The organism is Pseudomonas sp. SWRI92 (assembly GCF_014268685.1).
Lineage (GTDB): Bacteria > Pseudomonadota > Gammaproteobacteria > Pseudomonadales > Pseudomonadaceae > Aquipseudomonas > Aquipseudomonas marvdashtae.
Genome location: NZ_JABWQY010000007.1, coordinates 128,857 through 151,284, shown reverse-complemented (window position 1 = coordinate 151,284; position 22,428 = coordinate 128,857). Strand labels below are relative to the sequence as shown.

Sequence of the window (22,428 nt, the reverse complement as noted above, 5' to 3'; positions counted from 1 at the left end):
GCGTGAATGATGCCTGTCGTCACGAAGCCGCAGTCTCCTCGAAATGGAATGGTCTATGAGCAGTCAGTTGGACACCGCGGCACGTGCTTACGAGGTACCCAGGCCTGGGCTTGGCATCATCTTGTGTTTGTTGTCCATGCTGATCTTCGCGGGCCAGGATGGCGTAACTAAAGTGCTGGTCAAAGACCTGCCGGTCGCGCAGCTGGTCATGGTGCGTTATTGGGTGTTCCTGGCATTTGCGGTGGGCTATAGCGTCTATCAGGGCACTCTGCGCACAGCCTGTCGAAGCCGGCACCCTTACCTGCAGATCATTCGTGCGCTGATCGGGGTGGGTGAAATCGCGTTGTTTGGCCTGGGGCTGCGCTACCTCGGGTTGGCTGAGATGCATGCGCTGTATGCGGTGTTTCCCTTGATGACCTTGGCGCTGGCCGGCGCGTTGCTGGGCGAGTTCATTGGCGTGCGTCGATGGATTGCCGCTGCCACCGGCTTCATGGGAACGTTGATTATCCTTCGACCCGGTAGCGGAGTTTTCGAACTGGCGGCACTGATCCCTTTGGTGGCGGCCCTGGGGTTCGCGCTGTTCAACGTACTGACACGCCGTATCAGCCGGGACGATTCGTTTGCGACGAACCTGCTTTACATGGGCTCCATCGGCGCCTTCGTCATGACGGTATCAGGCCTTCCAGGATGGGTGGCGCCGACGTCGATGCAATGGGGCCTTATCGCGGTGCTTGCCACCACCGGTGTCGTGGCCCAGCTGCTGCTTATCCAAGCGCTCAGATACGCAACGGCCGCGACGCTGCAACCGTTCAATTACACGCTGCTGGTGTTTGCCACGTTGATCGGCTTGTTCGTATTCGGCGAACTTCCGGATACCTGGACCATCGTAGGGGCGTGCACGGTGATTGCCGCTGGTCTGTACGCGATCCGGGCGAAAGGGTAGTGCGCAGGAATGATCGGGGCTTGAGCCGTCCTTGGCTCAGCGATGTCGATTAGAACTTGAAGCGCCCAACCAAGCCCTTGAGCTGCGCGGAAATATCCGTCAAACGCCCCGAGCCGGTTTGCGCCGTGTGGGCGAACTCCTCGACCAGCTGCGCGTCGGAATGGATCTGCGCGATGTGCCGGTTGATGTCTTCGGCCACTTGGTGCTGTTCTTCCGCGGCCGTGGCGATCTGGGTGTTCTGGTCGCGAATCGAGTCCACCGACGTGCGGATCTTGTCGAAGCTGTCGCGGGCCTGCTGGATGCGTTCGACGCTGGTTTGTGACACTTGCAGACTGTTCTGCATCTGTTGGGTCACTTCCTGGGTGCGCCGCGCGAGGTTGCCGAGCAGGCTGTCGATCTCACCGGTGGAGTCGGCGGTGCGCCGTGCCAAGGCCCGCACTTCGTCGGCCACGACGGCAAAGCCGCGACCCTGATCGCCTGCACGCGCCGCCTCGATGGCCGCGTTGAGGGCCAGCAGGTTGGTCTGCTCGGCGATCGAGCGAATAGTGTCGAGGATGGTGTTGATGTTCTTGCTGTCCTGTTCCAGTGCCTGCATGGTCTGGGTCGACTTCTGCAGGTCCTCGCTCAGTTTCAATACGCTGCCGGTGGCTTCGCCAATGTGATGCTGGCCGTCGTGCACGTCGCGGTAGCCGGTGTCCGCGCTGACGGCGGCCTGGCTGCAAGAGCGGGCCACTTCGTTGGCGGTGGCGACCATTTCGTTGAACGCGGTGCTTACCAACTCCACGGCCTGGCGCTGGCGCCCGGCGGCATCGTTCATGTTCTGGGCGACGTGGCTGGTATCGGCTGCGGCAGTTTGCAGGTCGGAAGAGGCGCTGCCGATGCGCTGCATCAGTTGCGCGATCATGCCCAGGAACTGGTTGAACCAACCCGCCAGGGTGGCCGTTTCGTCCTTGCCCTGCACCGATAGTTTGCGAGTGAGGTCACCTTCACCTTCGGCGATTTCCTGCAGGCCATTGGCAACACCGCGAATCGGCCGGACGATGACGCTGGCGAAACTGGCGCCAACGATGGCGAAGATCACGGCCAGCGCGGCGGCGATGGCGGCGATCAACCAGGTCAGGCTCGAGGCCTCGGCCATCACTTCGTCGCGCTTGATCAGGCCGATGAAGCGCCAGCCCAGGCTTTTGGAGGTCACGATGTTAGCCATGTAAGGCACGCCATCGATTTCGATCTCGGTGGCGCCATCGCTGCTCTTGGCCAGCGCGGCGTAATTGGGACCGAGATCGGCCAGCGGCTTGAAGTTATGTTTGGCCTCGGCGGGGTCGACCAGCACGTTGCCGCTGGCTTCCACTAGCATCAGGTAGCCGCTGTCGCCCAGCTTGATGTTCTTGACCAGTTCGGTCAGCTGCTTGAGCGATACGTCGAGGCCGACCACGCCGACCAGTTTGCCGCTGGTGTCGGCGACGGTGTGCACGATGCCGATCAACGACACGTCGTCCGGCGCCCAGTAATAGGCGTCGGTCTTCACGGTGGTGCCAGGCGCCGCAATGGCTGCCTTGTACCAAGGGCGCGCGCGCGGGTCGTAATTGGAAATCTTCGGATCATCCGGCCAACTGGCGTAGCCGCCGTCCGCAAGGCCCAGGGACAGGTAGGCGGTGGTTGGATGGCTCTTGGCGAACTGGTCGAAAATCTCCAGCAGTTGTTTGTTGTTTTCGGTAAGCGGGATCTGCGCGGCGTCAGCGCCGGAGTAGTTCTTCAGGTCCTTGGTCGCGACGATCCGCGGGTCCTTGGCGAAGAATTCGACGTTCTGCATGATGCCGTCGAAGAACTGCTTCATGCCGTTGTCGATCTGGCGGATTTCGCGGCCGCTGCTGTCCAGGAAGTTGGCTTGTGCCGCGTCGCGCAGGTTCAACACCACGAGCACCGCCACCAGGATAACCGGGAGGCAGGCAATGGTCGCGAACGCCCATGTCAGCTTCTGTTTGATATTCATGACTTCTCCCGCAGGTATTTATCGGTATTGGAGCGGCGGAAACATTAGCGAGCGTTGCGAACGTGGAAGGAAAAGCGCCCATGCCTACTCTCAGGCTATCGACCAATGTCGTATTCCCTTGAGGTCGCCACCTGTCGGAGGTCGTTAACACTGACAGTGATGTCGCGCAGGCGATGGTTGCCTTGGCGGTTAATCGGGAAGATGGCTTGGCTCGGGCAATCCGCCCGGGTCCGGTCCAGATCGCCTTCCTGTCTCACGAGGCCCCATGCCCAGCGCATTCGAAAGCGTACTCAAGAACAAGAACATGGCCTATCGCCCTCAAGGGGCTGCGCCTGTCGGACAAGCGCCGGTGCGCGTCGCGTTTGTGCTGATGGACAACTTTTCCATGATGTCGTTTACCGGCGCGGTGGACGCATTGGTCACCGCCAACCTGATGAGCGACATGCCGCTTTATGAAGTGCTGACGGCGGGCGCTTCGGGCGGGCAGGTGACGAGTGACCTGGGCATCGTCATTTCCACCGACATCGAACTGGCTCAGTTACCCGATAACCTCGACGTGCTGATTGTCGCCGGGGGCTTTCGCGTGAAGTTGCAAGGCACGCCGCTGTTGCGGCGCAAGCTGCGCGCCCATGCAACGTCCGGGGCCATAGTGGGTGGGTTGTGGAACGGCGTGTTTTTTGTGGCGGAGGCGAACCTGCTCGACGGTTTCGAATGCGCGGTCCATCCGGAAAGTCGGGCGACGATGGCCGAGATGTTCCCCCATGTGAAAGTCACCAGCCGCGCCTATGTGGTGGACCGCGAGCGGGTCAGTTGCGCGGGCGCCAACAGTTCGCTGCGCATGATGCTCCAGCTGATCCGTCGCACGGGCGGGGAGGCGTTGGTGGGGGCAATCGAGGAGATTCTTCGTTGCGACGAATCAGGCGATGACGCCACGGACCTGCCGCCGATCTTCGTCGAGACGGATCCGACGCTGCCGGAAAGTCTCAAGCTGGCGTTGGAGCTGATGTGGCAGAACGTCGAGGAGCCGTTGACGATCGATGAGCTGGCGGCTTGCGTCAAGGTTTCCAAGCGCCAGTTGGAGCGGCGGTTCTGCCGGTTCCTCGGTGCGACGCCAACACGCTATTACTTGGAGCTGCGCCTGACTCGGGCGCGCCAGCTCATCCAGCAAACCAATCGATCGGTGACCGAAATCGCCGTCGCAACGGGCTTCGTCAGCTCCCCACATTTTCAACGACGCTTCCGGGATTTTTTTGGCGTTCCGCCCGGCAGCTACCGCACGGCATTCGGGCGAAAGCAAGTATCGCAGTGAGCGGCCTTCAGGCCGGGCGCGACTTCTGAACGAGGTACAACGCTATACAGCCCGTGGCACACAGCCAGATGATCGAGCCGCAGGCGGCCGCTATCAAGGAAAAATCAGAATCCAATTCGAGCATCCCTGGCACCGCGTAGGCGAACCAAAGGAGCGAGATCAAGACATAGGCCAGCGACGACATCAGGAGTTCGAATATCTTTTTAGCGTGCATCAAAGTTCCCCGCCCGCCGACAAGGGCAGGTGTTTCAGGCTATCAGTCAGGTTGGCTTTTTTTCTGTCTGGGCAGAAATAAAAGAGGTCTCAAGTCGTTGATGGCGCATCGCTGCAAGGCTTGCCGATCAACTACGCAGACATTCCATGTCAGAGAGCTTGCAGGAAACTTCGCTCTGTAATGACATCCGCACATGTGCGAATGGCGACGCCGCAGGCTAGTGGCGTTGGGTTCAGCTTTTATCGTCCGACGGTTGGTCGGCCGGCACTTCTTCCGTCTGTGTGGCGGTCAGGGTTGTGCCTTTGCAGAGTATTTTCCCCACTTCATCAGCGATCGAACCCTCGACGATTCGTCCTTGCATCTGATCGAATTCGGCTTTTTCCAAACCTTCGAGACTGCTGTACATGCCCATATGGCGGACGTTTCCATCGGTGCAATCGAGTTCCAGCTTGGTGTAATTGGTGAAATAGGCACCGGTTCTTTTTACAGTCGCCTGGACAGCCGTCCCACTTTCAACAAACGAGACGATGGCGTACTCGGCATTCGAGTCATCGTAGGCGTATTGAATTTTCTGTACGTCTGCATTCGCTTGGCATACTGCGAAAGCAATGCCCATCGAAATAACCTTTTTCATTTCTTTTCTTCCGTGAAATGAGCTGTACTCAAGCGCTGATGGCCAAGTGCAATCATTTTGCTTGGCTTGTGACAGCGAGTCAATATGGCAGTGTGATGACAAATCCTGGGCCGTTGGTCGGGCAGGGTAAGTGCCTCGGAACTTTAAGCCTTCGCCGTAGACGCCGCAATACGGGAAGCGAAATCATATCGCGGCGTGTGCGCTGGAGAACGAGTGAGGCGATGAGTCCCAGCGGGAGCGAGCGGCTCCCACCGGTTCATCGATAGCGTCACGACGTGGGCCTCATGGCATTTGCGGCAGTTCCTGCGGGCGCAGGTCAAACACCAGCACCTCGGCGTCGTCGCCATTGGCCAGCGTCAACACCTGCTCATTGCGCACTCGTACGCCATCGCCTTCTTGCAACGCCACGCCATTGAGCTCGACGCTGCCTCGGGCCACGTGCACATAGGCGTAGCGATCAGTGGCCAACGTCAGTGTGGCGCTTTCCTCGCCATCGAACAGCCCGGCATACACCCGTGCGTCCTGACGAACATGCAGCGAACCTTCGGCGCCGTCGGGGGAGATGATCAGTTGCAGGCGGCCGCGTTTCTGTTCGGTACTGAAATGTTCCTGCTGGTAGCGCGGCGTGGCACCCACGACATTGGGCACGATCCAGATTTGCAGGAAGTGCACCGGTTCGTCGGCGCTGTGATTGAACTCACTGTGGGCCACGCCACTGCCGGCGCTCATCAGTTGCACATCGCCCGGGCGAATCACCGAGCCTGTCCCCAAGGTGTCCTTGTGCTCCAGCGCGCCTTCGAGCACATAGGAGAAGATTTCCATGTCCCGATGCGGGTGTTGGCCGAAGCCTTTGGCCGCGGCGACGCGGTCGTCGTTGATCACCAGCAGGTCGGAAAAACCCTGTTGGTTGATGTCGCGGTAGTTGGCGAACGAAAAGGTGTGGAACGAAGTCAGCCAGCCGTGACGGGCGATACCACGTTCAGTCGCTTTGCGAAGGGTCAGCATGAGGATTCTCCTGGTTTCAGTGGGCGGTGGCCGTGGCCGTTCGCCGGGTACAGAAGAAGGTTAATGGTTATCCGGCGGTTCAATAAGCGGTTGAATGGCGAAATACTGTCCGTTCTGAGTGGACAATCTCGCCGACGGTGCTTCGCTTCGTCATAATGCCAGCCGTCCCGTTGTTCCCCTGTGGCCCAGTGTCAGCTGGCAGCAGTGTCCTCTCGATTCTGGCGTCTTATCCATGAAAACCGTTGCGATGGTGTTATTCCCCGATTTCCTGCTGCTCGACATGGCCGGGCCTCTCGAAGTGTTTTCCATCGCCAATCGTTTTCTCGGGCCGGATCAACGCTATCAGTTGCTGACCCTGGGCACCGAGCGAGGCCCGCTGCGGGCCTCCAATGGCGTGACGGTCCAGGCCGACATCCATATCGACCAGGCTTGGGCTGCCTACGACATATTGTTGGTGCCGGGCGGCCCTGGCGCCTACAACGATCGGCATCCAGGCTTGCACACCTGGTTGCGGGCCTCGGCCCAACGGGCCACTCGCTACGGTTCGATCTGTACCGGCGCCTTTGTGCTCGGTGAAGCGGGCCTGCTGGACGGGCACCGCGTCACCACCCATTGGCACTACACCGAGCGGCTGATCCAGCGCTTCCCCCAGGCATTGGTCGAGACCGACAAGATCTTTTTGCAAGACCGGCGCCTGATCACGTCGGGCGGCGTCACGGCCGGCATCGATATGGCCTTGTCCATCGTCGCCCAGGACCATGGGCGCAAAGCCGCGCTGGATATCGCCAAGGTATTGTTGGTGGTGATGCAGCGTCAGGGTGGGCAGGCGCAGTTCAGTCCGTCGGTAGCGGTGATCGCGACCCAGGATTCGCCGGTGACACGCGTACAGAACTACGTGATGGAGCATCTGGAAGAACCCTTCACCGTCGAACGCATGGCGGCCCTGGCCGCCATGAGCGCCCGGCATTTTGCCCGGGTATTCGTCCGGGAAGTCAAGATGACGCCCATGGAGTTCCTGCAGGGCGCGCGGATCGATCGGGCGCGGCAGTTGCTTGAGTCCACCGACTTGCCGCTCAAGACCGTGGCCTTTCGCAGCGGGTTCGGCAGTGTCCGGCACATGCGCCTGCTGTTCAGTGAAAAATTCGGCCTGACCCCGGTCCAGTACCGACAGCAGTTCAGTTGAGCCTCCAGTGTCCGTCCTGGGCACCGTCATGTCCGTGATGAGTCCTGTGCCAGCATTGTTCTCTCGCCGATGACTGCCAAGATAACGCGAACCCTCTGGAAAGGATGCGCAAGAGCCAGGGCAGACGTGTGCGGTGTTGTGCAACGACCTGCCTGGACCGGTCATCTGGCGCAGGATCGCTTATGAACAGTTTCGTCAAACCCTGCACCGAGCCGACGGTGTGCTTCGGTCCGTTTGTCTTCCATCGCCAGCAGCGACTGGTTACCCGTGACGCAAGTCCCTTGGCGCTGGGCGGTCGCGCGCTGGATATTCTGCAAGTGTTGGTAGCGCACGCCGGTGCCTTCGTCAGCAAGCAAACGCTGATTGCCCGCGTCTGGCCCGACAGCGTGGTTGAAGACATCAATCTGCGGGTGCATATCGCGGCGCTGCGGCGAGCGTTTGGCGAGGGCCGTGACGGCCAACGCTACATCCTCAATCACCCCCGCCAGGGCTACTGTTTTGCCGTGCCGCTGGCGTTGGAGTCAGTTGCGCAACCACCCGGCACGCCGCCGTCCGCGCGGCACAATCTGCCCGCGCGCCTGAGTCCGGTGATCGGTCGCGACAAAGTCCTGGGCCGCTTGCTGGTCGAAGTGCCCCGCCAGCCGCTGACCACCGTCGTCGGCCCGGGTGGTATCGGCAAGACCACCGTGGTGCTGCGCGCAGCAGAGCTGTTGCTGGAGCACTTTGCCGACGGCGCCTGGTTCATTGATATGGCTACCATCAACGACGCGGCGCAGGTCCCGATGCGGATTGCCCAAGCCCTTGGCCTGGCCGGCTGCGCCTTGGCCCAGCAACTGCAACCCTGCCGGATGTTGCTGGTGCTCGATGGTTGCGAACACCTGATCGGCGCCTGCCGGGAACTGGCCGCGACGCTGCGGGCAGCGGCGCCGGGCGTATCGCTGCTATTGAGCAGCCGCGAAGCCCTCGATCTCGCTGACGAAAATGTCCTGCAATTGCCCGGCCTGGCGGCGGCCTCGTCCCGCGAGCCTGGGCATCAGATACTGGCCTGTCCGGCGGTGCAGTTGTTGATCGATCGAGTCGGCGCCCGCCAGCAGGATTTCAAGCCGAGTGAGCGCGACCTGATCCCCCTGGCGCGGATCTGTCGGCGCCTGGACGGGTTGCCGCTGGCGCTGGAATTGGCAGCGGCGCAAGTGGACGTGCTGGGCGTGGCCGGGGTTCTCGAGCAGTTGGACCACGGTCTGTCGCTGCTGAGCCATGGGCGTCGCACCGCCGAGGCGCGTCACCGAAGCCTGGAAGCGGCCCTGGATTGGAGTTTCGAACGCTTGAGTGACGATGAACGAACGGTTTTCCAACGCCTCGCGGTGTTCGAAGCGCCGTTCACGCTCAAGGCGGTGATGGCCGTGGCCAGTTGCGTGGACGTGAAAACCGCTCGATTGCCCTGGCTGTTGTCACGGCTGGTCGCCCAGTCGCTGGTGATGGTCGAGCAACGTGCCGAAGGGACTCGTTACCATCTGCTGCGCACCACCCGCGCCTATGCCTCGGAAAAGCTGCGCGGCAGTGGGCAATGGCAGCTCGTGCATCGGCGCTACGCGCTGCAACAAGCGTTGCAGGTGCGCCGGTCACGACCCGAGGCGCCGGGCCAGCGACTGGAGCAGCGCGTCGGCTTCTTTTAGATCGGGCGTGTCGAAACCTTCGGAGAAGCGCCGATAGACGCGGGCGAGCACATCCTCGGCGGCCTCGTCCTGGCCCTGGCGCTGCCACAGTCGGGCCAGCGACAGGGCGCTGCGCAATTCCCAGGCGAGCGCGCCTTGACGCCTGGCCACGTCCAGCGCGGCCAGCAGCAGCGCTTCGGCTTGGCTTTCGACAGGCGGGTCATTCTGCGCCAGCAAGACGTGAGCGGTGGCCCGCAGGATCTCCGCCGAGCACCAGCCTGCGGCGCCGCTGTGGGCGCGCTCGATCTGCCGCGGGCTGACGGCCTCTGGCCGCAGCGTCACGACGATGTCCTCGATCAGGCTGGTGTTGTACGTCGCCAGGGGCGCGTCATCGAATGCGCGTTCGTAATGGCAGGCCCAGTCATGGAACAGCATCACCGAATGCTTCCTGGCCTGGCACTTCAAGAGATCGAGCCGTTCCCGGGCGATCAAGTGATCGCCAGCGTAATGGGCGATCACGCAACCGGCTGTCGCCAGGGTGTAGCAGATCGAGGTTCCGTGGTTGATCTGCAGGGCGATTTGCAGCGCCAGGTCGGCGGTGCGCCGGGCTTTTTCGGCGAACCCTTGCAGCCAGAGAATGCGCGCCAGGATGGTCAGCGCCGCCACGCTCTGTTCGTATTGCACGCCGAAACCGTGGGTGAAGCGGCTCGGGTGGCCGTTTTGGGCCAGGCGCTGGATGACCTGCTCGGCGTGGTGCCGCGCCGCGCCCTGATCGCCGGTGAAATGCAACGCCAGCACCCGCAACCGTTGGGCGCTCAAGGACAGGACCGGATCGCCCGGCAGCCCCAGCCGGTCGAAGGCCAGCCATTGTTCCAGCGCCTCCTGGTAGCGACCGCGGCTGAGGTTGACCGTCATTTGGCCCGACACTGCCCGCAGCTCGCCGGGTAAATCGTGGCATTGCCAGGCCAATTGCCGGGCCGCGACGAACGCCTCGACGGTGGCAGGTGTGCCGCCCTCGGTGTGGTAGTTGAAACTGGCGTGGGCCAGCTCCAGGGCGAGGGTCAATTTCGGGCACGGCGAGGGACCGGCCCTGAGCAATTGCCGGGCCTTGCTGACGTAAAGGCCATGCTCTCTGAGCAGCGACAGCTCTTGCCAGAGGGGCAGGGTGCGGGCGGTCAGGCGGATCGCCACGCTGTGGGAACCGTGCGGGCCCAGCCCTCGGTCCAACGCCGCGCGAATGTCGTCACGGTAGGCCGCGTAGCGTTCGATCCAAAGCCGCGTGGGCGTGGTGTCCCAATCTTTCTCGGCCTGCTCCATGAGCGTCAGGCAGCGCTCGGCGTGGCGCTCCTGGCTGGCGGCGAGTTCGCCTGCGTCGATCAGCTTCTCCAGGGCGTAGCTGCGGGTGGTGTCCAGCAGGCGATAACGCACCTCTTCGTCGCCGATCTCGACATTCAGCAGGGATTTGGCGACCAACTGACTGACCGACACCAGTACCTGGCTGGGCGCGACATGCTGGCCGACAATGACCGCCGCGGCCGAGGCGAGATTGAAGCTGCCCATGAACACGGCCAGGCGTCGCAAACAGGTCTGCTCGCAAGCGGTCAACAGCGCGAAGCTCCAATCCAGCGTGGCGCGCAGCGTCTGCTGGCGCGGTGCGCTGGCGTGAATGTCATGGTCGAGCAGGGCGACATTGTCCTGCAATTGCCGGCAAAGCTCTTGCAGTCCAAAGCGCCCCACCTGAGCCGCGGCAAGTTCGATCGCCAGGGGAATGCCATCCAGCCGCTGGCAGATGTCCACCACCATCGGCACTTCATGATCGGTCAGCTCGAAATCGTCCTGGCTGGCTATCGCCCGCTCGGCGAACAGTTGCAGCGCCGGGTAAGCCAGGGCTGGATAACCTTCAATGGCCATGCCCCGTGGCGGCAGCGCCAGTGAGTCGAGGCGTTGCACGTGTTCGCCTTCGGCGCGCAGGCCTTCGCGGCTGGTGGCCAGGATATGCAAATGCGGTGCGCCACGCAGCAAGGTCTCGCAGATCAGGGCAACGGCGTCGATCAGGTGTTCGCAGGTGTCGATCACCAGCAACAAGTGGCGCTCCTTGAGGGGCCGGATGACGGTCTCAAGCGGCTCGCCGTCTTGCAGCGATAGATCGAGCAGGGCGCAAAGGTTGGGCGCGATCATGGCCGGGTCGTTGAGCGAGGCCAGGTCCAGCAGATAAGTGCCGTCACGGTAATGGCCGATCAGCCGTTCGGCGACCCGCAGGGCGACGGTGGTCTTGCCAATGCCGCCACTGCCCACCAGGGTGATGAAGCGTTTTCGCGGCAGTTGCGCCACCAGCGCCTCGACCATGCCCTGGCGGCCGATCATGCGGGTGCGGCGCGGCGGCAGATTGCGCGCCAGCGAAGGGTGCGGGATATGCGCCAGTTGCTCGGGCGATTCGAACGTCACCGGCGCGACAAAACTGTAGCCGCGCTGCGCCACGGTGACGATGTAGCGCTGGCCGGCCTGCCCATCGCCCAGGGCCTTGCGCAGTGCCGCCACGTGAACCCGCAGATTGGTGTCCTCCACCACGCTCTTGGGCCAGACACGAGCGATCAGTTGCTGCTTGCTCACCACTTGGCCGGCGTGTTCGAGCAGCACTAGCAGAATCTCCACCGCCCGCCGCCCCAGGCGCAACGGTTGCCCGCCCTCCAGCACCAGGCGCTGGCGCGGATGGACCCGATAAGGGCCGAAATGCAGCGTCTGTTCGACGGGCAGGCTGAGGTATTGGCTCATGGTGTGCTCAATTGTTCTGTTCCCCTGGTCATGGGCTGTACCTGAGCATATTCCTCAGGTTTTGCGCCCAGCGCAACGGTAAGGAGCTTCCATGGACCGATGGGTAAACGCCGATTCCCGTGGCGAGGGAGCTTGCTCCCGCTGGGTCGCGAAGCGGCCCCAAAAGCCCGTTTCCCCATAAATCTGGCACACCGAGGTGACAGTTCGGGGGCTGCTACGCAGCCCAGCGGGAGCAAGCTCCCTCGCCACAAAAGCGCCTCGATTGCGGAAAAATTAACAACGTTTAACTCACGCCAACGCCCCCTGTGACCGGACCATGAGCCTCCACCCACCTCAAGGAGTCATGTCATGAGCACGTTCATCACCCGCGACGGCACAGAGATCTACTACAAGGACTGGGGCAGTGGCCAACCGGTGGTCTTCAGTCATGGCTGGCCATTGAACTCCGACAGTTGGGAGGCACAGATGATGTTCCTGGCCTCCAACGGCTATCGGGTGATCGCCCATGACCGTCGGGGCCACGGACGTTCCAGCCAGCCGTGGGACGGCAATGACATGGACACCTACGCCGATGACCTGGCGGAGCTGATCGAGCGCCTGGACCTGAAGGACGCGGTGCTGCTCGGTTTCTCCACCGGCGGTGGTGAAGTGGCGCGCTACATTGGTCGTCACGGCGCCGCCCGAGTCGCCAAGCTTGGCCTGATCTCGGCGGTTACACCGCTGATGCTCAAGACCCCGGCCAACCCCGGCGGATTGCCCATCGAGGTGTTCGACGGCTTCCGCCAGGCCTCACTGGCCGATCGTTCTCAGCTATACAAAGATGTGGCCAGCGCGTTTTTCGGCGCCAACCGTCCGGGCGCCAAAGTCTCCCAGGGCATGATCGACTGGTTCTGGATGCAGGGCATGCTCGCCGGCCACAAGAACACCTACGACTGCATCAAGGCGTTCTCGGAAACCGACCTTTCCGAAGACCTGCGCAACATCGACGTGCCGACTCTCGTGGTGCATGGCGATGACGACCAGGTGGTGCCGATCGAAACCGCCGGCATCGCGGCCGCCAAGCTGCTCAAGAACGCGCAGTTGCTGGTCTACCCAGGTGCGCCCCACGGCCTGACCGACACCCACAAGGACCGCTTGAACGCGGACCTGCTGGCGTTCATCCAGGGCTGAGGCGTACCGGCGCAGACCTGCGCCTGCGCCGGTACTCGGCATCCAACAGGAACGACACCCATGAACCGCAACGATTTACGCCGCCTCGACATGAACCTGCTGGTGATCTTCGAGGCGCTGATGTTCGAGAAGAACCTGACCCGCGTCGCCGAAAAGCTGTTCATGGGCCAGCCGGCGGTGAGCGCGGCGCTGGGGCGCCTGCGGGATCTGTTCGATGACCCGCTGTTGATCCGCCATGGCCGCGGCATGGAGCCCACGCCGCGAGCCCTGGCGATCCTGCAGGAGCTGCAACCGGCCATGGACACGATCTCCGGCGCGGTCAGCCGGGCCAAGGCGTTCGACCCGTCCACCAGTTGCGACGTGTTTCGCATCGGTCTGTCCGACGATGCCGAATTCGGCCTGTTCCCGCCCTTGCTGAGCCAACTGCGCGAAGAGGCCCCAGGCATCATCGTGGTGGTGCGGCGGGCCAATTTCCTGTTGATGTCGTCGCTGCTGGCCAGCGGCGAAATCAGCGTCGGCGTCAGTTACACCACCGACCTGCCGGCCAATGCCAAGCGCAAGAAACTGCGGGACATCCCCTGCAAGGTCTTGCGTGGCGACAAGCGTCCGGAGCCGCTGACGCTGGATGAATACTGTTCGCGTCCCCACGCCATGGTTTCGTTCTCGGGCGACCTGAGCGGCAACATCGACCTGGACCTGGCGCGCATCGGCCGGGCCCGCAAAGTCGTGCTCGCGGTGCCGCAATTCAGCGGCTTGCGCGCACTGCTGGCCGGCACCGAGCTGATCGCCACCGTGCCGGACTACGCCGCCTGCGCGCTGGTGGAAGGTTGCGCCTTGCGCGCCGAAGACCCGCCGTTCGAGATCAATGCCGCCGAGTTGTCGATGGTCTGGAGCGGTGTGCATGACAACGACCCTGCCGAACGCTGGTTGCGCTCGCGCATCGCCACGCATATGTCCCAACCGCTGCCGGCAGCCGCCTCGACGGACCCGGCCGGAGCTCACCGATGAACACCTTTGACGAACGCCGCATGCAGGACCTGGGCTTGCTGTTCCTGCGCCTGAGTGGCGCGCTGTTTCTGCTGTGGGTCCATGGCCTGCCAAAACTTTTGAATTACAGCACCGAGCTGAGCCGCATCGAAGACCCGTTCCACCTTGGCGCCGCCCCGACACTGATATTGGCGATCTTTGCCGAAGTGCTCTGCCCGTTGCTGATCATGGCCGGCGTGCTGGTGCGCCTGGCGTGCCTGCCCATCCTGTTTCTGCTGGCGGTCGCGCTGCTGGTGGTGCACCCGCAGTGGAGCCTGGAGGAAGGGCAGTTCGGCTGGTTGCTGCTGATTGTATTTACCAGCGTGTTCATTGCCGGCCCCGGACGCCTGGCATTGAACACGCGTCTTGATGGAGTGCTTCGCCATGTCTGAATCCCGAACGCTGGAATCCACCGCGAGCCCGGCGGTGCCCGGTTTCGATGAAATCGTCACCTTGGTGGTCAAGCACCGCATCAAGGCTGGGCAGAACGATGCCTATGAGGCCTGGTTGCGGCGCATCGTCACCGTGGCTGGTCAGTGGCCGGGGCACTTGGGCGTCGATGTGGTCCGGGGCAAGCAGGATGGGTTATCGCTGTTTACCTGCGTGCTGCGTTTTCGCTCCACCGAGGCCATGCAGCGCTGGCTGGACTCTCCTGAGCGCCGTGAATTGGTGGCCGAGGCTGCGCCACTGTTGGCCGACGGCGATCAGATCGAGGTCGGTTCCCACAAGGAATTCTGGTTCGCCCCGCTGGCCGATGCCTCGATGCCGCCGCCGCGCTGGAAGCAATCGGTGGTGACGCTGCTGGTCATCCTGCCGCATACCTTGCTGGTGCCGTTGCTCTGGGGCCCGTTGCTGCAACTCAACGCCTTCCTGTCCAACTACGTGGTCGCGACGTTCCTGATCACCGTGACCATCGTGCTCTCGGTGGTGTACGTGTGCATGCCGCTGGCGACCCGTCTGTTCGCGCCGTGGCTGGAAGCGTCCAAGACCCACGAGCACCTGGAGCCCGGCCATGGCCAATAAAGACGACCCGACCGATCCGCTGCGCCGCCAATTACTGGCCGCCGGATCCTTGCTCAGCGCGGCGGCGGCTTTCTGGCCACGCCTGTCTCTTTCATCTTCCCATTCAGAAGGAAATCCAATGAACGCCGATCTGATTCTGTTCAATGGCCAGTTCCACACCGTCGACCGCGAGAAACCTCGTGCCAGCGCGGTTGCCATCAGCCAGGGGCGCTTCGTTGCCGTGGGCACCGACGCCGAGGCCATGGCCTTGCGCGGCAGCGGCACGCAGGTCATCGACCTCAAGGGTCGCACCGTCATTCCCGGGCTCAACGACTCGCACTTGCACTTGATCCGGGGCGGCTTGAACTACAACCTGGAGCTGCGTTGGGAAGGTGTGCCTTCCCTGGCCGACGCCTTGCGCATGCTCAAGGACCAGGCCGATCGCACGCCGACGCCGCAATGGGTACGGGTGGTGGGGGGCTGGAATGAATTCCAGTTCGCCGAAAAGCGCATGCCGACCCTGGAAGAACTCAACCAGGCGGCGCCCGATACGCCAGTGTTCGTCCTGCACCTGTATGACCGCGCCTTGCTCAATCGCGCCGCGCTGCGCGTCGCCGGTTATACCCGCGACACGCCGAACCCGCCCGGCGGCGAGATCGTTCGCGATGCCAACGGGAATCCGACCGGCATGCTGGTGGCGCGGCCCAACGCGATGATCCTGTACTCGACGCTGGCGAAAGGGCCGAAGTTGCCGCTGGAATATCAGGTCAACTCCACTCGCCAGTTCATGCGCGAACTCAATCGCCTGGGCCTGACCAGCGCCATCGACGCCGGCGGCGGTTACCAGAACTACCCGGACGACTACGAAGTCATCGAACAATTGGCCCGCGAACAGCAGTTGACGGTGCGCATCGCCTACAACCTGTTCACCCAGAAGCCCAAGGAAGAGCTCACCGACTTCAAGAACTGGACCGGCAGCGTCAAGCTGCACCAGGGCGATGACTTCCTGCGGCACAACGGCGCCGGGGAAATGCTGGTGTTCTCGGCGGCGGATTTCGAGGACTTCCTCGAACCGCGTCCGGACCTGCCGCCAGGCATGGAGCAGGACCTGGAGCCGGTGGTCCGCCATCTGGTCGAGCAACGCTGGCCGTTCCGCCTGCACGCCACGTATGACGAATCCATCAGCCGCATGCTCGACGTGTTCGAGAAGGTCAACCGCGACATTCCGTTCAACGGCCTGCCCTGGTTCTTCGACCATGCCGAGACCATCACGCCGAAAAACATCGAGCGTGTACGGGCGCTGGGCGGCGGTATTGCGATCCAGGATCGCATGGCCTTCCAGGGCGAATATTTTGTCGACCGCTACGGCGCCAAGGCCGCCGAAGCCACGCCGCCGATCAAGCGCATGCTCGCCGAAGGCGTACCAGTGGGCGCCGGCACCGACGCCACCCGCGTATCGAGCTACAACCCGTGGACCTCGCTGTACTGGATGGTCAGCGGTCGTACGGTTGGCGGTCTTTCCTTGCACGAAGAGGGCCTGCCACGCCTCACCGCGCTGGAACTGTTCACCCACGGTAGCGCCTGGTTCTCGTCGGAGCAGGGCAAGAAGGGCCAGATCAAGGTCGGCCAACTGGCGGACCTGGCGGCCCTGAGTGCGGACTTCTTCAGCGTCGAAGAAGAAGCCATCAAATGGATCGAGTCGGTGCTGACCGTGGTAGACGGCAAGGTGGTCTACGCCGCTGGCGACTTCGAAAAACTCGGCCCGGCCAGCGTCCCGGTGCTGCCGGACTGGTCGCCGGTGGTCAAGGTCCCCGGCCATTGGCGCCCGACCTCGCCGTTGCAGGCGCAAGTGCACCAGTGCAGCGGCCCGTGCAAGGTGCATTCCCACAGCCATGAACGGGCGCGGTTGTCGAACGTGCCGGTCAGCGACTTCCAGGGTTTCTGGGGCGCGTTTGGCTGTTCGTGCTTTGCGTTCTGAGTGACATACCCGCTTCCCTCTATTCATCCAAAGGAGTCATCCCATGAGCAACGTTCCCGCCTACAACCGCCTGAACAAAGACGACGCGGTGGTCCTGCTGGTCGATCACCAGACTGGCCTGATTTCCCTGGTCCAGGATTTTTCGCCCAACGAGTTCAAGAACAACGTACTGGCGCTGGCTGACCTGGCGAAGTTCTTCGGCCTGCCGACCATCCTCACCACCAGCTTCGAACAAGGCCCCAACGGCCCGATCGTGCCGGAGCTCAAGGAAATGTTCCCGGACGCGCCGTACATTCCGCGCCCAGGCCAGATCAATGCCTGGGACAACGAAGACTTCGTCAAGGCGATCAAGGCCACCGGCCGCAAGCAACTGATCATCGCCGGCGTAGTGACCGATGTCTGCGTGGCGTTCCCGACCTTGTCGGCACTGGCTGAAGGTTTCGACGTATTTGTCGTCACCGATGCCTCGGGCACCTTCAACGAAACCGTGCAGCAAGCCGCCTGGGTGCGCATGACCGCTGCTGGCGCGCAGATGATGAACTGGTTCTCGGTGGCGTGTGAGCTGCATCGCGACTGGCGCAACGACATCGAAGGCCTGGGCAACCTGTTGTCCCAGCGCATTCCGAACTACCGCAACCTGATGAACAGCTACTCGGCGCTGACTGCCAAGTAAGTTGTCGACTGGCTGAAGGATGCCCGCCGATGTGCGGGCATTTTTCTTTCTGGCCGACAACCGCAGGTTTTGTATTCGGTTTGAAATCTCCCTATAAAGGCGGTGACTGTCCACCCCTGGAATGACAATGAACCCCTTCGAAGAAATGCGCATCTTTGCCCAGGTCATGGAGTCCGGCAGTTTCACCGCCGCGGCGGACAAGCTCGGGCTTTCCAAGCAGTTCGTCAGCCGCAAGCTCATGGAACTGGAGCAGCGGCTCGGGGTGCGCCTGCTCAATCGTTCGACGCGCCGGCTAGACGTCACCCCCTTGGGCCAGCGTTACTACGAGGCGGCTCTGCGCCTGCTCAGTGAAGTCGAACAGGTGGAGCAGGGCATCAGCGGCCAGACCAGCGAGCCGCGCGGGACCATTCGGCTCAGCGCGCCGTTGTCCTTCGCCGTGGCGCACTTGGGCAGTCTGCTGCCGCTGTTTTTGCAACGCTATCCGGGCGTCAGCGTCGAGGTGGACCTGAGCGACCGTTCGGTGGATCTGCTGGGGGAGGGCTATGACCTGGCGCTGCGCATCGGCGTGCTGGAGGATTCGACATTGATTGCCCGGCGTATCGCCACCGTCGAGCGGGTGTACTGCGCGAGCCCGGCTTATCTGGCGCAGCGCGGGAAGCCGACGCACCCTGAAGACCTGCGCAATCACGACTGCTTGCCCTACGGTCACAGCCGTCAGGTGCAATGGCGATTCGAAAGCGGTGCAAAACCGATGGCGTTGGAAGTAGCGGGGCGGATGCGGGCCAATAACGGCGACTTGCTCAGGGATGCGGCCATCGCCGGAATGGGCATTACCTACCTGCCGACGTTTATTCTCGCCGACGCGCTGAAGGATGGCCGCCTGGTCAAGGTGCTGGAGGGTTTCGAAACCGAGCCGTTGGCGCTGTCGGCGGTGTATCCGCAACATCGCCAGGGCTCCCGCCCAGTACAGGCGTTGGTTGAGTTCCTGCGCGAGCAGATGCAATAAAGGCGTGGACGCATTCAGCCGTCCTGGGACGGCTGAAGCTTAAAGGCGCTTGATCAAGCGGCCAGGTTGGCGCTGAACTCTTTCTTGTACTGGGCTTTCACGGCTTCCATCTGATTGCCCAGCTCATCGAGCTTGGCCTTGCCGAGGATTTTCTTGGCTTTAGGAAACATCTCGGTTTCTTCTTCCTCGATGTGATGCTCAAGCAGCTCCTTGACCACTTTCACGCGACCGGCAAATTCTGGCTGGGAAGGGTCGGTGTTCTTCAGGTCTGGCAGCACCAGCGAGTCCACGGTGCGGTGTTCTTCCTTGGCCTCGTAATACATCTCGGCCTCTTCCTTGTCACCCGCCGCTTTGAAGGCCGGATAGAGAATTTCTTCTTCCAGGCGTGTATGGATAGACACTTCCATTTCAAGCTTGGCCAACAGTTCGGTGCGTTTCTTGAGCGCGCGGTCGGTGGACTCGCTCAATTGGGACAGGATGCCCTTTACGCGTTCATGGTCGGCTTTCAACAGGTCGATGGCGTTCATATGTAGCTCCTGGCAATTCACGGATGCGGGCAGGCTTCAAGCGCCGACGCCGCGTACCAGGTAGATTGCATCGGCCGTGCCAGCCGAGACGCTTTAAAAAAGCTTTTATAAACAGTGAGTTAACTTCCCGTTGATTTTCGCCGTCGTGCAGGCTGCATGAGACGGGGTGAAACGGCGTTGCACTTTGCGCTGCGGTGATCGCCAAGGGCAAAAACCGTCGCAGGAGATCCTCACTGCCGATTCAAAAGACAAAAAAAATGCCCGTATCTCAGGATACGGGCATTTTTGTTCGGTGACGCTCAGGCAATCAGCCCGTCAACCCAGCCTGCTGAACCAAAGTCAGCAACGGCTGCGGGTACACGCCGAGGAAGAACGCCAGCACGGCGATGGCCAGCAGCATCACGCCGCCTGCCTTTTGTTCCCAGTGCAGCTCGGCGTCGTGGCGACGCAGGTTCGGTTCCATCAGGTACAGGGTGACCATCACGCGCAGGTAGTAGAACACGCCGATGGCACTGCCCAGCACCAGGGAGCCGACCAGCCACCATTGGTGGGCTTCGACGCCGGTGGCGATGATGTAGAACTTGCCGATGAAGCCGGCGGTCAGCGGGATGCCGGCCAGGGACAGCATCATCACGGTCAGCACGGCGGTCAGGTACGGACGGCGCCAGAACAGGCCGCGGTATTCGTACAGGGCGTCGGCGTCGCGGCCGTTGTACGGCGAGGACATCAGGGTGATCACGCCGAAGGCGCCGAGGCTGGTGATCACGTAGGTGACCAGGTACACGCCGATGGCTTCCACGGCCAGGCCTTTGCTGGCGATCAGGGCGATCAGCAGGTAGCCGAAGTGGGCGATGGACGAGTAACCCAGCAAACGCTTGAGGTTGCTCTGGGTCAGCGCCAGCAGGTTACCGAACAGGATCGACGCGATGGCGATGATGGTCAGCACGTTGCTCAGCACACCGCTGCTGGCCACTGGCGAGATCTGGAACAGCCGCACCATCACTGCGAACACGGCCACTTTCGACGCGGTGGCCAGGAACGCCGCCACGGGAGCCGGGGCGCCTTCGTAGACGTCCGGGGTCCAGAGGTGGAAGGGCACCAGCGACAGCTTGAACGACAGGCCGATCAGCATCATGCCCAGGCCCAGTTGCGCGAGCGGGCTTGGCAGGCCGGTGGCCGCCAAGGCCTGGCCGATGCCGACAAAGCTCAGGGTGCCGGCTTCGGCGTAGAGCAGGGCCATGCCGAACAACAGGAACGCGGAACCGGCCGCCGACAGCACCATGTACTTGATGCCGGCTTCCAGGGAGCGCTTGTTGAAGAAGGCGTAGGCCACCAAGCCGTAGACCGGCACCGACAACAGCTCCAGGCCAATGAACAGGCTGGCCAGGTGCTGCGCGCTGACCAGGACCAGGCCACCGGCGGCGGCCATCAGGATCAGCAGGTACAGTTCTTCGCGGTTGCCTGGGTAACCCGAACCGCCATCACCCAGGTAGGCATGGGCGAGCGTAACGCAGGCGAGGGTGGCGACCAGGATCAGCGCCATGTAGAGGCAGGCGAAACTGTCGATCTGGATCAGCGGCGTGACCGCTAATGGCGCGACTTTCAGGGCCGGCAGAATCGACAGCAGGGCCAGGTTCAGCCCCGCCACCGACAGCAGGAAGGTCTGCGAGTGATTGCGCCGCCAGGCGATCGCCAGCATCACCACGATGATCGTGGCGCTGGTGATCAACAGCGGCGCAAGCGCGATAAAGTGTTGAATCGTGAATTCCATAGCGCTCTTACCGGGCCGAAGCGAGTTGAGAGAAGGCGGTGCCGAGCCACTGCTGCACGCCATGCATCGTGGCGGCAGAGGTGTCGAGGAACGGTTGCGGGTAGACGCCGAGGTAAACCAGCAGCACCGCAAGGCCGAGCACCATGATCAGTTCGCGACCGTCCATGCCACGCAGCACTTCATCCGACTTGGCCGGGCCGAAGTAGGCGCGGTGGATCATGATCAGCGAGTAGACCGAACCGAACACCAGGCCGGACGTGGCGATAGCCGTGATCCATGGGGCGCTGACGAACGAGCCGATCAGGATCAGGAACTCGCCGACGAAGTTGCCGGTGCCCGGCAGGCCCAGGGAAGCGGCCGCGAAGAACAGGCTGATGGCCGGCAGGTAGGCGATGCGCGACCAGATGCCACCCATTTCACGCATGTCGCGGGTATGCAGGCGCTCGTACAACTGACCGCTGAGGATAAACAGTGCCGCCGCCGACAGGCCGTGGGCCAGCATCTGGATCACCGCGCCTTGCAGGGCGAGCTGGCTGCCGGAGTAGATCCCGATCAGCACGAAGCCCATGTGCGAGACGCTGGAGAAGGCGATCAGGCGCTTGATGTCGCTCTGGGCAAACGCCAGGAACGCACCGTAGAAAATCCCGATCAGGCCCAGGGTCATGGCAATCGGCGCGAACTCGGCCGAGGCATTCGGGAACAGCGGCAGGGCGAAGCGCAGCAGGCCGTAAGCTGCCGTTTTCAGCAGGATACCGGCCAGGTCCACGGAACCTGCGGTCGGTGCCTGGGCGTGGGCGTCGGGCAGCCAGGAGTGGAATGGAACCACTGGCAGCTTCACCGCAAACGCGATGAAGAAGCCCAGCATCAGCACGTACTCGGTGGTGCGCGACATCTGCACTTTCAACAGGTCGGCGTAGTTGAAGGTAATCACGCCGGTGTTGTTGAAGTTCACCAGCACCAGGCCAAGGATCGCCACCAACATGATCAGGCCGGAAGCCTGGGTGAAGATGAAGAACTTGGTCGCCGCGTAGATCCGGGTTTTCTTGCCGTCCGAAGAACTGTGACCCCAGAGCGCGATGAGGAAGTACATCGGCACCAGCATCATTTCCCAGAAGAAGAAGAACATGAACAGGTCCAGCGCCAGGAACACGCCGACGACACCGCCCAGGATCCACATCAGGTTCAGGTGGAAGAAGCCGACGTGACGCTGGATCTCTTTCCAGGAGCAGAGTACCGAGAGGATACCCAGCAGGCCGGTCAGCAGGATCATCAGCAGCGACAGGCCGTCGAGGGCCAGGTGCACGCTGATGCCAAAGCGCGCGATCCAGACATGCTTGAATTCAAGCGCCCAGGTCGGGTCGGCGCCAGGGGCCGGTGCAAATGAATAGTCGCCGGTCGCCCACAGCCAGAGGCCGAGCGCGAGTTCCAGGGACATGGTCAGCAGCGCAATCCAGCGCGGGAGGGTGGAGCTGGAACGCTCCGCCATCCAGCACAGCAGGCCGCCGATGAAGGGGATCAGGATTAGCCAGGGCAGAATCATGACGGGCTCGTTTCCTTTCGCAAGTTCGCA

19 protein-coding genes are annotated in these 22,428 nt (G+C 62.4%); 11 read left to right on the top strand and 8 right to left on the bottom strand.

What is annotated here, in order from left to right; all coding sequences use genetic code 11:
- The first annotated feature begins 55 nt into the window (after positions 1-55).
- Positions 56-943: a DMT family transporter gene (locus HU762_RS13745; RefSeq protein WP_186637718.1), complete on the top strand. Its 888-nt coding sequence runs from the start codon at positions 56-58 to the stop codon at positions 941-943.
- 49 nt (positions 944-992) lie between these two features.
- Here the strand turns inward: HU762_RS13745 and HU762_RS13740 are convergent, their stop codons facing one another.
- Entirely contained in the window at positions 993-2,936 is a 1,944-nt protein-coding gene (locus HU762_RS13740) for a methyl-accepting chemotaxis protein (RefSeq protein ID WP_186637715.1), read from the bottom strand.
- A 265-nt stretch (positions 2,937-3,201) separates the two neighbouring features.
- On the opposite strand from HU762_RS13740, the gene HU762_RS13735 reads away from it, so the two are divergent.
- Positions 3,202-4,245: a GlxA family transcriptional regulator gene (locus tag HU762_RS13735; RefSeq protein ID WP_186637713.1), complete on the top strand. Its 1,044-nt coding sequence runs from the start codon at positions 3,202-3,204 to the stop codon at positions 4,243-4,245.
- Between the two features lie 7 nt (positions 4,246-4,252).
- Here the strand turns inward: HU762_RS13735 and HU762_RS13730 are convergent, their stop codons facing one another.
- The 3 genes from HU762_RS13730 to HU762_RS13720 form a co-directional block, all read right to left on the bottom strand.
- Positions 4,253-4,459 carry a hypothetical protein gene (locus HU762_RS13730; protein ID WP_186637711.1) on the bottom strand — a complete coding sequence of 69 codons (207 nt, stop codon included), beginning with the start codon at positions 4,457-4,459 and terminating at the stop codon, positions 4,253-4,255.
- 232 nt (positions 4,460-4,691) lie between these two features.
- The gene (locus HU762_RS13725; RefSeq protein WP_186637709.1) at positions 4,692-5,093 is read right to left on the bottom strand and encodes a hypothetical protein; all 402 of its coding nucleotides are present in this window, start codon (positions 5,091-5,093) and stop codon (positions 4,692-4,694) included.
- A 282-nt stretch (positions 5,094-5,375) separates the two neighbouring features.
- Positions 5,376-6,098: a pirin family protein gene (locus tag HU762_RS13720; protein ID WP_186637707.1), complete on the bottom strand. Its 723-nt coding sequence runs from the start codon at positions 6,096-6,098 to the stop codon at positions 5,376-5,378.
- A gap of 232 nt (positions 6,099-6,330) precedes the next feature.
- On the opposite strand from HU762_RS13720, the gene HU762_RS13715 reads away from it, so the two are divergent.
- Entirely contained in the window at positions 6,331-7,281 is a 951-nt protein-coding gene (locus HU762_RS13715) for a GlxA family transcriptional regulator (protein ID WP_186637705.1), read from the top strand.
- A 182-nt stretch (positions 7,282-7,463) separates the two neighbouring features.
- Positions 7,464-8,954: a winged helix-turn-helix domain-containing protein gene (locus tag HU762_RS13710; protein WP_186637704.1), complete on the top strand. Its 1,491-nt coding sequence runs from the start codon at positions 7,464-7,466 to the stop codon at positions 8,952-8,954.
- On the opposite strand, the gene HU762_RS13705 is transcribed toward HU762_RS13710, so the two are convergent.
- Positions 8,901-11,705, bottom strand: coding sequence for a winged helix-turn-helix domain-containing protein (locus HU762_RS13705; protein ID WP_186637702.1), 2,805 nt, complete (start codon positions 11,703-11,705; stop codon positions 8,901-8,903). The two genes, HU762_RS13710 and HU762_RS13705, sit on opposite strands and share 54 nt — an antisense overlap.
- Before the next feature lie 348 nt (positions 11,706-12,053).
- On the opposite strand from HU762_RS13705, the gene HU762_RS13700 reads away from it, so the two are divergent.
- From HU762_RS13700 to HU762_RS13670, 7 genes are all read left to right on the top strand, one after another.
- The gene (locus HU762_RS13700) at positions 12,054-12,875 is read left to right on the top strand and encodes an alpha/beta hydrolase (protein ID WP_186637700.1); all 822 of its coding nucleotides are present in this window, start codon (positions 12,054-12,056) and stop codon (positions 12,873-12,875) included.
- 60 nt (positions 12,876-12,935) lie between these two features.
- Complete coding sequence (locus HU762_RS13695; protein ID WP_186609342.1) at positions 12,936-13,883, top strand: LysR substrate-binding domain-containing protein; 948 nt, start codon at positions 12,936-12,938, stop codon at positions 13,881-13,883.
- Positions 13,880-14,293, top strand: coding sequence for a DoxX family protein (locus HU762_RS13690; RefSeq protein WP_186637698.1), 414 nt, complete (start codon positions 13,880-13,882; stop codon positions 14,291-14,293). Before HU762_RS13695 ends, HU762_RS13690 begins: the two co-directional genes overlap by 4 nt.
- Entirely contained in the window at positions 14,286-14,924 is a 639-nt protein-coding gene (locus HU762_RS13685; RefSeq protein WP_186637696.1) for an antibiotic biosynthesis monooxygenase, read from the top strand. Before HU762_RS13690 ends, HU762_RS13685 begins: the two co-directional genes overlap by 8 nt.
- A 118-nt stretch (positions 14,925-15,042) precedes the next feature.
- On the top strand, positions 15,043-16,881 hold the full coding sequence (locus tag HU762_RS13680) for an amidohydrolase (RefSeq protein ID WP_186637940.1): 1,839 nt from the start codon (positions 15,043-15,045) through the stop codon (positions 16,879-16,881).
- 43 nt (positions 16,882-16,924) lie between these two features.
- Complete coding sequence (ycaC, locus tag HU762_RS13675; protein ID WP_030141308.1) at positions 16,925-17,554, top strand: isochorismate family cysteine hydrolase YcaC; 630 nt, start codon at positions 16,925-16,927, stop codon at positions 17,552-17,554.
- Positions 17,555-17,681: 127 nt separating this feature from the next.
- Positions 17,682-18,560: a LysR family transcriptional regulator gene (locus HU762_RS13670; RefSeq protein ID WP_186637694.1), complete on the top strand. Its 879-nt coding sequence runs from the start codon at positions 17,682-17,684 to the stop codon at positions 18,558-18,560.
- A 53-nt stretch (positions 18,561-18,613) separates the two neighbouring features.
- Here the strand turns inward: HU762_RS13670 and HU762_RS13665 are convergent, their stop codons facing one another.
- The 3 genes from HU762_RS13665 to nuoM form a co-directional block, all read right to left on the bottom strand.
- Complete coding sequence (locus HU762_RS13665; protein ID WP_186637692.1) at positions 18,614-19,087, bottom strand: hemerythrin domain-containing protein; 474 nt, start codon at positions 19,085-19,087, stop codon at positions 18,614-18,616.
- Positions 19,088-19,394: 307 nt separating this feature from the next.
- Positions 19,395-20,858, bottom strand: coding sequence for an NADH-quinone oxidoreductase subunit NuoN (gene nuoN / locus HU762_RS13660; RefSeq protein WP_186637690.1), 1,464 nt, complete (start codon positions 20,856-20,858; stop codon positions 19,395-19,397).
- 7 nt (positions 20,859-20,865) lie between these two features.
- Positions 20,866-22,398 (bottom strand): NADH-quinone oxidoreductase subunit M, encoded by a 1,533-nt coding sequence (gene nuoM / locus HU762_RS13655; RefSeq protein ID WP_186637688.1) that lies wholly within the window; start codon positions 22,396-22,398, stop codon positions 20,866-20,868.
- Between the last annotated feature and the right edge of the window lie 30 nt (positions 22,399-22,428).